The organism is Streptomyces sp. NPDC000229, assembly GCF_040300825.1.
Lineage (GTDB): Bacteria > Actinomycetota > Actinomycetes > Streptomycetales > Streptomycetaceae > Streptomyces.
In genome coordinates this window covers 30635-40206 of sequence record NZ_JBEPEL010000065.1, presented here as the reverse complement: position 1 = coordinate 40206, position 9572 = coordinate 30635, and the positions used below count along the sequence as shown (strand labels likewise).

8 protein-coding genes are annotated in these 9572 nt (G+C 69.2%); all 8 read left to right on the top strand.

The annotated features are described in order from the left end of the window. Positions 1-305 (top strand): DUF1048 domain-containing protein (locus ABT360_RS26320; RefSeq protein ID WP_351821323.1); only part of this gene is annotated, 305 nt, incomplete at its 5' end. Positions 306-617: 312 nt separating this feature from the next. Beyond that, positions 618-1046 carry an AAA family ATPase gene (locus tag ABT360_RS26315; protein ID WP_351821320.1) on the top strand — a complete coding sequence of 143 codons (429 nt, stop codon included), beginning with the start codon at positions 618-620 and terminating at the stop codon, positions 1044-1046. 110 nt (positions 1047-1156) lie between these two features. Further along, complete coding sequence (locus tag ABT360_RS26310; RefSeq protein ID WP_351821318.1) at positions 1157-3634, top strand: DEAD/DEAH box helicase; 2478 nt, start codon at positions 1157-1159, stop codon at positions 3632-3634. Positions 3635-3698: 64 nt separating this feature from the next. Next, entirely contained in the window at positions 3699-4244 is a 546-nt protein-coding gene (locus ABT360_RS26305; protein ID WP_351821316.1) for a hypothetical protein, read from the top strand. A gap of 377 nt (positions 4245-4621) precedes the next feature. Then, positions 4622-5290, top strand: coding sequence for a hypothetical protein (locus tag ABT360_RS26300; protein ID WP_351821313.1), 669 nt, complete (start codon positions 4622-4624; stop codon positions 5288-5290). Positions 5291-5684: 394 nt separating this feature from the next. Beyond that, positions 5685-6842: a ParB/RepB/Spo0J family partition protein gene (locus tag ABT360_RS26295; protein WP_351821310.1), complete on the top strand. Its 1158-nt coding sequence runs from the start codon at positions 5685-5687 to the stop codon at positions 6840-6842. A 13-nt stretch (positions 6843-6855) separates the two neighbouring features. Beyond that, positions 6856-7707 carry a ParA family protein gene (locus ABT360_RS26290; RefSeq protein WP_351821307.1) on the top strand — a complete coding sequence of 284 codons (852 nt, stop codon included), beginning with the start codon at positions 6856-6858 and terminating at the stop codon, positions 7705-7707. Between the two features lie 226 nt (positions 7708-7933). Further along, entirely contained in the window at positions 7934-9421 is a 1488-nt protein-coding gene (locus ABT360_RS26285) for a DUF2637 domain-containing protein (RefSeq protein ID WP_351821304.1), read from the top strand. The last annotated feature ends 151 nt before the right edge of the window (positions 9422-9572 follow it).

The window sequence follows — 9572 nt, the reverse complement described above, 5'->3', positions numbered from 1 at the left end:
AAGGCAAGAAACAGTGGCGGGCGCACGTGGCCCGGGTCAAGGCACTCCCGCCGGACTACCAAATCGTTTACAAGGAGATGCAGAAGTACCTGTTCAAGGTCGGACCGGTCAGCCTGTCCGACGGGTCCCTCCTCTCTGGAATCGTCGACTTCTTCGAGGAGGGCGTCGCCGCAGGCAAGGGAGTTGTGGAACTCATCGGTACCGACGTCGCCGCGTTCTGCGACGACCTGATCAAGGACTCTCCCACCTACGCGGATGCCTACCAGGAATCCATTCGCGGGGAGCCCGGCGCGACCGGGAAGTGACAGCCATCGGACCGGTTCGCGACACTGCCGGTTCCAACACGGTGGGGTTTATGGCGTCGTCTGCGTCGGCAGCACGCGCACACTCGCATGTGCACGCCGATCGGCGAGTTGCCGGTGCAGGTGGCTGTTTTCCACCGTGGCCTGGTGCAGCGCACCCACCAGTGCCTCGACATCAGCTTTGAGCTGGGTGATCTCCTTTGCGTCGGCTGCCTAAGCTCCTTGAGCCGCTGGACCTGCTGACGCAGACGCCGCTCGCTGTCCGGCGTCCCTCCCCGGGCCCGAACCTGCTCGTAGAACTCCGCCTTCAGGTCGGTGTGCCGCTGGGTGAGAGCGTTGCAGCACTTATCCACCCCTGCTCGATCCGCTTCAACACGCCAATCAAACGGGGAAGACGACGCCGGCGACCAGTCCGCTACCCGGGAAGCGGTCGCCCTGCAGGACCTGCTGATCTCCGCTCGCCTGACGCGCGGCCTCACCACGGTTGTCGACTCCACCAATGTCGAAGCCCGCGTCCGGCGCGGCCTGGTGCACCACGCCCGGCAGCACGGCCGACCCGCCGCAGCCGTCGTCTTCCTGACCTGCCTGTACACCTGCGAGGCCCGCAACAGTCGACGACCGGCCAACCGACGCGTCCCCTCCCCCGTCCTGCGCCAGCAGCACGAGCAGACCGAGGCCGCCGTGCCGCTGCTCGCCGACGAGGGATTCACCGACATCCGCACTGTCGGCGGCGACCACCGCTGATCCGTCCGCCGCTTCCCGCCCCGCTGTACGCGAAGCCCTGGGGTGAGCTGGACGACAACCACCCCTACCTGGAAGCCTCATCCAACGCGCAGAGAGTGAGAGACACAAAGATGCTGAAGCCCTTGCGGGAGCACCAGGCCGAGGCGGTCGTCGCCACGGTGCGCGAGCTCGAGCTGGCGGCCAGCACGCCGCTGCCGCCGGCAGGCCTGCGGACCCAGGTCATCATGGCTACCGGCAGCGGCAAGACGCTGGTGGCCGTGCACACCGCCGAAGAACTCAACGCCGACCGCGTCCTGGTCCTGGTTCCCTCGCTCGACCTTTTGGAGCAGACCGTCCGAGCCTGGCGCGACGGAGGCCGGCCCGGGCCGTTCTTCGGGGTCTCCTCCCTCAAGTCGGACGAGGTCGGATTCCCCAACACCACCGACGCCGACGAGCTGGTCAAGCTCACTCGCGGGCCCGGCCGCATCACCGTGTTCGCGACCTACGCCTCCCTCGGCCTGGGGTTCCTGGAGAAAGCCCACACGGCGGGCCTGAGGACCTGGAACCTGATCATCGTGGACGAGGCGCACCGGGTTTCCGGCCGGATCGGCAAGCCCTGGGCCGTCGTCCACGACAACACCCGCATCCCCGCCGAACGGCGCCTCCACATGACCGCCACGCCCCGCGTGTGGCAGGCCGGAGAGGCCGATGACGACGAGCCCGGCGGCCGCCGAGGCCCTGGCGAGCTGGTCGCCTCGATGCTGGACGACCCCGAAGGCTTGTTCGGCAGGGTCGCGTTTCACCTCTCGCTGGAAGAAGCGATCGAGCGGGGCATCGTCGCCCCGTACCAGGTGCTGGTCGTTGACGTGCAGGACCCGGCACTGAATTCGGCGCTGCTCACCGCCGGCGACGGCAGCGAAGAGGTACGCGGCAAGCGGCTGGGCGCGCTGCAGGCGGCGACGCTGAAGGTGACGGCGAAGGAAGACCTGCGCCGCGTGCTCTCCTTCCACCAGCGCGTCGCCGAGGCCGAGGCCTTCGCCCTGGGCCTGCCCAGCAAGGCCGGCGAACTGCATGCCGAGGCTCCCGACCTGTACCCGGGCGAGACCGAGGTGTGGGCGGAGTGGCTGCACGGCGAGCACAAGCCCGCCCACCGGCGGAGCGTACTCGGACAGTTCGCCGCCGAGACGACCGACGACAGCACCGAGATCAGGCTGAGGCTGATCTCATCAGTGAAGGTCCTCGGAGAGGGCGTCGACACCCGCGAATGCGACGCCGTCATCTTCTGCGACGTCCGCGGCTCGATGCCCGACCTGGTCCAGGCCGTCGGCCGTGCGCTGCGCATGCACCCCGGCGAAGGGAAGATCGCCACCCTCGTCGTCCCCGCATTCCTCGCCCCCGGCGAGAAGCCGGACGCCATGCTCACCTCCCCCGCGTACAACGGTCTGGCCAAGCTGCTCGCCGCTCTGCGCGCCCACGACGCCCGCATCGAAAAGCTCACCGACCCCGGCAACTCCCGCACCCGCGTCCCCGAGCCCCGCGACGAGACCCCCCACGTCGACGAGGACCTGGACCAGGCCGCCGACGGCAACGAGACACCGGCCGTCAGCCGCCCCGCCAAGGACCTGCTGCGGTTCTCCGCGCCGCGCGACGCACGCCAGCTGGCCGCATTCATCGAGCTGCGCGTGCTCAACCCCGAGCGGGTTCACTGGCGACGCGGCATCCAGGCCGCCCAGCGCTACGCCGCCGAGCACCAGGACCTGCGCGTGCCCTACGGCTACCGCACCCCCGCCGACTGGTCCCCGGCCGACTTCCCCCTGGGTGTGTGGCTCACCGACTGCCGCCGGCACTACAACGCCGGCCGCCTGGACACCGACCGCGTGGCCCAGCTCCAGGCCCTCGGCATGGTGTGGTCACACTTCGACGCCAGCTTCGAAGAGGGCCTGGCCGCAGCTGCCGCCTGGGCCGACGAGCACGAAGTGGGCCTCGCCGCACCCGTGAACGCAGTCGTCGGCGAGTACCCGGTAGGGCGCTGGCTGAAGAACCAGCGGGCGGCCGCGCGCCGGGCCGCCGAGCTCGAACGCTGCCGCGCCGAGGGCCTGCCCGAGCCGCAAGGCGGCGCCGCACCCCTGTCCGACGAGCGGCGCCAGGCGCTGGAGGACATCGACCCCGGCTGGTGTCCGGCCTGGAGCATCGACTGGCAACGCGCGTTCCGGCTCGCCTGGCTGCACATCAAGGCCGGCGGCACTCTGCCCGACAAGGCCGGTGTGGCCATCGCGGACGGAGAGGACCTGGGCAAGTGGGCCGCCGCGCAGCGCGCCGGGTTCACCAAGCTGACCGCGACCCAGCAATGGATGCTCACCAGCATGCTGAACATCACCGCCGCGCCGGCCAAGCGCACCCGGGCCGAGATGTTGGCCCAGAACCTGGCCGCCGCACGGCAGTACCACGAGCGCGAGGGGCACCTGGAAGTCCCTCGCAGCCATACCGAGCACATCAACGGCGAGGCTGTACGGCTAGGTGCCTGGATCAGTCAGCAGCGCGTGAAGGGCGACAAACTGGCGCCCGAGCGGGTGAGGGAACTGTCGTCCCTCGGGATGCGGTGGTCATGATGAACGCCCCGGACGACACCGGCTTGTACGCCGACTATGACGACGAGTGGGACGGAGAGCGCTGGTGAACCCCTACTGGACGATCGTGCAGCAGCGCGCCGTCGACTACAGCCTCGCCCAGTCCCGGCCCGATGCCTCCCTGACGGCCGGCCTGCCGGTGCTCGCCGCGCACGCCGCGGACTTCTCGCCCTTCCACACCCTTCACGTGGCCCAGTTCTGCCTGGCTGTCATCGTCTTCGAGGACTGCCCGGTCCACCTGCGCACCCCTGACGGCGTCCCGGACCTGGACCGCCTGGTCCCCGAGGACGCCGACGCGTTCACCGTCCTGGCCGCCGCCGAAGACCAGCGGGCCCTGTTCGGAAGCGGACTCGCCGAGGAGCTGCGCAACGTCGAGGACCAGGTCGCCGGGACCGGCCGGGCCCGCGCGGCGGTCCGGCGCGTGCTCGAGCAGGTGCCGTACGGAGCGCCGGGCCGGGAGCGGATGCTCGACATCGTGTACGAACTCCGGGACGACCCTCGGGCCATCGCCGGCTTCATCGCACTCACCGCCGCCGCGCTGCGCGAAGTGGCTGCCCAGCAGGGGCCGGCCGACGCGTCGGCCCGGCAGTGACAGCGGTGGCCGCCATGCTGTTGAGCACCGAGACGAGGACAACGAACTGCTGGGAGGCGTACCGATGACGGAGACCGCCGTGGAACCAGAAGAGACCTCGTAAGCCAGGCCTCCGGAAGCAGAGCCGCAGCGGGCCGCACAGATCTGTGCGGCCCGCTGTCATGTCGGCGGTCGGCGCCTTTCGCCGGCCAGTCGTGGCAGGGCAGAGGCCCCGCCGTTGTCACCCGAGCGAGTGGATTTCTCTTCGTGTACGCGGGCGCGGATCTAAAAGAGCAAGCCCAACTAACCCACGTTTACGGGCTCTTGACACCTTTCAGAACGTTCTGTCATGTTCTGTCCGCCTACTTCGAGGCGACCGTGAAAGAGAGGGAAACCCCATGGCACGACGCACCGAGTACGACGAGAGCCAGGCAGCCAAGCGCCTGCGCGTCCCCGCCGCCGCCTTCCGCTGGGCCCGTCACAGCGGCGTCATCCCGGCCCCCGACGCGGGTGCCGGCCAGTGGTCGCGGGCCGCCGTAGAGGCCATGGACCCCGATGTCATCCAAGCCTCGCTCCCCCGCGAGCCGATCTCAGGCGGCGTGGCCGCGGACCGGATCGCCGACGCCCTCGGCACCCCGAACCAGCCCGGCGAGAAGGCGAACGTCGGCACCTTCGTGGTCCACCGCTTCATCGACCGCGGGCTACTGAAGGACCTCACCGCCAATCCCGACGGTGTGCTGCTCAATCCCGACCAGGTGGACGCCGTATGCCAGCGTGAGGACCTGCCGGACCTGGTCGCAGCCGATGCACCGCTCGGCCCCAATCAGGCCGCCGAGCGCCTCGGTGTGCGGCGCACCGACTTCGACCACATGCTGCGCCTGTCCTGGGTGAAGCCCGCCGAATGGCGCGAGGTGCGGTTCGGCACGTCACGGGCCGGCGCAGTCAATGTGCCCATGTTCCGCACCGCCGACATCGACGCCCTGCCCGCCGCCCACCCCGAAGTCGACTGGGAAAAGTTGCAGGCTGTCAGCAAGGGCCAGCGCTCACCGCTCGCCGCCCTGGCGTGAAGCCGACCCCGCACTGGTCGCCACGCAGGGCGGAAACGGTGAAATAGAGCAACCCACCCAAAAAGCGACCCACAGAAAGGCGGCGTAGGCGACCTATCTCCAAGTCGCCGGTATGGCGTGACGCTAGAACCCTTGGCAAGCCGTCAGAGCGCCACACAGGGCATCTCGCCCGCTTTGAACCGGCGTTGAGTGCTCCGTACGGGTGGCCCGCACAGACGAGGGCCCTGCCGCGGCGACGGCAGGACCCTCGTTGCCTCTCAGCCCAAGCGGCGGGCGCCAAGCCGGTGAGGCATCTTTACGGCGTAAAGAGCCGGGGGGTGCGGTCAGGGTGGCGCTGCACTCGTTAAGCTCCAGCCCGAGACTCAATCATCAGCACCACCCCCAGGAGCGGCGAATGGCCGGCGCGCAGAACGACGGACTCTCCGTAGCGGAGCGACGGAGGAGGAAGGAAGAACAGCGCCGAGCAGCCGTCAGCGGCGCCGTTGGCGGCGCTGAGATCGCCATCACCGAGCTCGCGCACAACCCCCGCAACGCTCGCGAGGCCCTCGAGGAGATCGAAGGGCTCGCGGACACGTACGCAACGGTCGGCGTGCTGCAGTCCTGCGCCGTGATCCCCGCGGAAACTTTCCGGGCCGCGTTCCCCGAGCATGAGGACGACATCGGCACGGCCCGCTTCGTCGTCATCGGAGGTAACCGCCGCCTCGCAGCAGCGCGCCACGCGGGCCTCGAGAAGCTGCCGATCCTGGTCAATACCAAGGCTCAAACCCGCCGGGACATTCTCATCGCTGCGGCGACAGAGAACCTGGCCCGGGAAGAACTCAAGCCGCTCGAAGAGCTCGCCACGATCGAGGAACTCAAGGATGTCCTCGGCACGTATGACGCCGTCGCTCAGCAGCTGGGCAAGACCCCTGGCTGGGTCTCGCAGCGTCGCCGGCTCCACAACTTGCAGCCGGAAGTACGAAAGGCGCTGGAGACCCGCGCCGAGGGCATGACTATCGAACTGGCCCGCGACCTTGGAAAAATCAAGGACCGGGAGCAGCAGCTGAAGGCATGGGAGGCCGAGCGCCGCCTGGCCGCTGAGCGCGCTGCCGACCCCACGGCCAAGAAGCAGGACAAGGGCAAAACAGCCAAGAAGAGGGTGCCCGCCCAGGGCGGTTCAGGCGCCGGGACAACCGAGCTGGACCCGCAAGCCAAGGCGAGGCGGGAAGCCTGTGCCATGGCCATCGCCACCGCCGCTGGCGACGCCGCTCGGGCGCACATCATTGCCCTGCAATCCCCTGTTGCTCCGGACGAGGCCGTGGCGCTGGCGTCTCACTGGCTGACCGAGGCTGGCATCGGCGCGTCGGCACTGCACCTTTCTGCCCTGCCCGGCGAGGACGGCACGGAACGGCAACAGCAGGCCGCCCTAGCCCTGTCGCTCGCCCACTGCGAGCTCCACATGACACACACCAACGGCAGCGACACGGCCCACGCCCGTGCATTCGTGGACTGGCTGGCGACGTATGCCGACTACCAGCCCGCCGATGACGACGCGCCCGCCGTGACGGCATAGACCGGAGACGATCGTGACTACTGACCACTTCGCTCTCCCCGAGGACACCGACCGCAAGACCCGCGTCCTGACTTTCACCAACGGTTCCGCTGGCTCTGGGAAGACGACTGCCGCCGCCGCCCTCGGGTACGCGGCCGCGTCACGCGGCAAGAAGGTCTGCATCCTCGGCATGGACAAGCAACGGGACGTCTCGCGCCTCCTCGGCTACGACGACCCCGATGGCGACGAGGAACTGCCCACGCTCCACGACGTCATCGACGATGTGTGCACCCTCGATGAGGCGGCCGTGCCGGCACGCAACACCAAGACCGGCGAACCGATCAAGAACCTGTGGGTCGTGCTGGAGTCCAAGAAGTTGGACACGCTCGAGTTCAAGCTGGCTGGCATGACCGCCCGTGAGCTGTGGCTTTTCCGCCTGCTCCCCCAGCTGCGGGGCCGGTTCGACATCATCGGCATCGACTGCCCGGGTGACGTGAAGCTGGCAACCATAGGGGCACTGATCGCCGGAGACGAGATCGTCGGCTGCACCAAGTCGCAGGAGAAGGAGGCCCGAGGCCTCACCGAGCTCGAGGACAAAATCACCGAGGTCCACGCGGCCTACGGGCACATGGGTATGCGGAACGGTCTGGATTGGGTCGTCATCGGCGAAGGCGTCACCAACAACTCCCAGGGCAAGGTGTACGCCGACATCGAAGCCCAGGTGCGCGAGGCCTACGGCGAACTGGCGGTGAAGCCGACCGTCCGCGACGACGTGAAGGTGCCCGAGGCGTACACGGCTGGGCAGCCGGTGACCCTCTATCACCCCAAGTGCGATGCAGCCGTGGCCTACACCAAGATCGGCCGCCAGATGAAGCTGTACCGCTGACGTCTTTACGGCGTAAAGCAGTCCCCTCCCGGCCCCGCGGCCTTCGCCGCGGGGCCGGAGTTCTTTACGGCGTAAAGCCGCCAGGGGCGTCGCCGCGCCCCTGCCAGTGATCACTTTTCGTTGACGATCGCGCTTCCGCGCTCCCGAACCGGGCCAACCGTCAGCGGAGCGTGAGAGTGTGAAAGCCGCTCAGGCGATGAAGCTGATGTAGGAGGGGCGGCAGCACGTGACCGCGAAGACGACGAAGCCGGTACTCACCCGGGCGCACCGTGTCCTGATCTCCGTGGTGGTCGCCGGCGCGGTCATCATCGCCGCGATCGGGTTCGCCGGTTCGTACGCAGCCGTCCGCGAGCTCGCCGAGCAGAAAGGCTTCGGCGACTTCTCGCTGGTCTTCCCCATCGGCATCGACGCCGGCATCTGTGTCCTGCTCGCCCTCGACCTGCTGCTGACCTGGCTGCGCATCCCCTTCCCGCTGCTGCGCCAGACGGCGTGGCTACTGACCGCCGCGACGATCGCCTTCAACGGCGCGGCCTCCTGGCCCGACCCGCTCGGCGTCGGGATGCACGCCGTCATCCCGATCCTGTTCGTGGTCTCGGTGGAGGCCGCACGGCATGCGATCGGCCGGATCGCCGACATCACCGCCGACAGGCACATGGAGGGTGTGCGTCTCACTCGCTGGCTGCTTTCCCCGCTGCCGACCTTCCTGCTGTGGCGCCGCATGAAGTTGTGGGAGATCCGCTCCTACGAACAGGCGGTGAAACTGGAGCAGCACCGCCTCGTCTACGAGGCGCAGCTGCAGGCCCAGTACGGGCGCCGGTGGCGTCGCAAGGCCCCGGTGGAGGCACTGATGCCGCTGCGGCTCGCCCGATACGGTGTGCCGCTCGCCCAGACCGCCCCGCACGTCCTGGAGGAGGCCGGCCTGGTTCTGAGCACCGCCGTGGCGGTGGAGCGTGCCACCGACGAGGTGGCGACGGAGCTGGTGGCTGGTGAGCACCAGCGGGCGTTGGATGCCGGTCAGAGTGAAGCTGCCGGGCACGGGGACCCCCAGGCCGAGACGCGCGTGCTGGATACCGAGCCAGCAGCACTGCCACAGGACGCCGCCGCAGCCGAACAGGCCGCGGAGCCGGTGGCCGATGACCGGCCAGACGCGCCGGCCGTGACCGACGAGACCGGCGTCCCTACCAGCCCGGCCGAGAGCCCGGAGCGCCAGGCCATCGCCGAGCCGCACCCGTTCTTCGAGCCGTCCACGCCCCAGCCCTTCGCCACGCCGGCAGCCCCGGTCAACGCCGAGCCGTACGTCCGTGAGCCGGTGCCGACGCCGACCGCAGCAATGGCCGACGAGCGCCGGGCCGGTGGGGGAGTGCCTCAGCAGACGTCCCTGGACCTTCCCTCCGCGCGGCTGGCGGAGCCTGCTTCCGCTGAGCAGACCATCCTGGAGTCCACCGTCACCGACACCGGAGCAGCGGCAGCGCGACTGCCTGAGCAGCAGACCGACGAGCCCGATCTGGATCCCGTTCAGCAACAGATTGTGACCGTCGCCGAGTGGCTCATCGAGGCGGAGGAGGCCGGGCAGAAGCTCTCCGGCGCCGAAGTCGCCCGCCGCCTTGGCCTGTCCCCCCGCACCGGCCAGCGTCGCCTCGACAAGGCCACCGAGTATCTGGACGAGCAGCGCCGGCAGCAGGGCCGCGCGCACCTCAGGTCCGTCCGGACCTGACCGAAACCTTCAACGGTGGCCGATGACCGAGCCGGTCATCGGCCACCGGCACGCCTGGGGCGCGCCGGCCATGGCTCGTTCACACGATGGCTGGCGGCCGTGACCGATGGCCGACCGCCCGTGGCCGATTCGGCCAGCCCGTGACCGATGG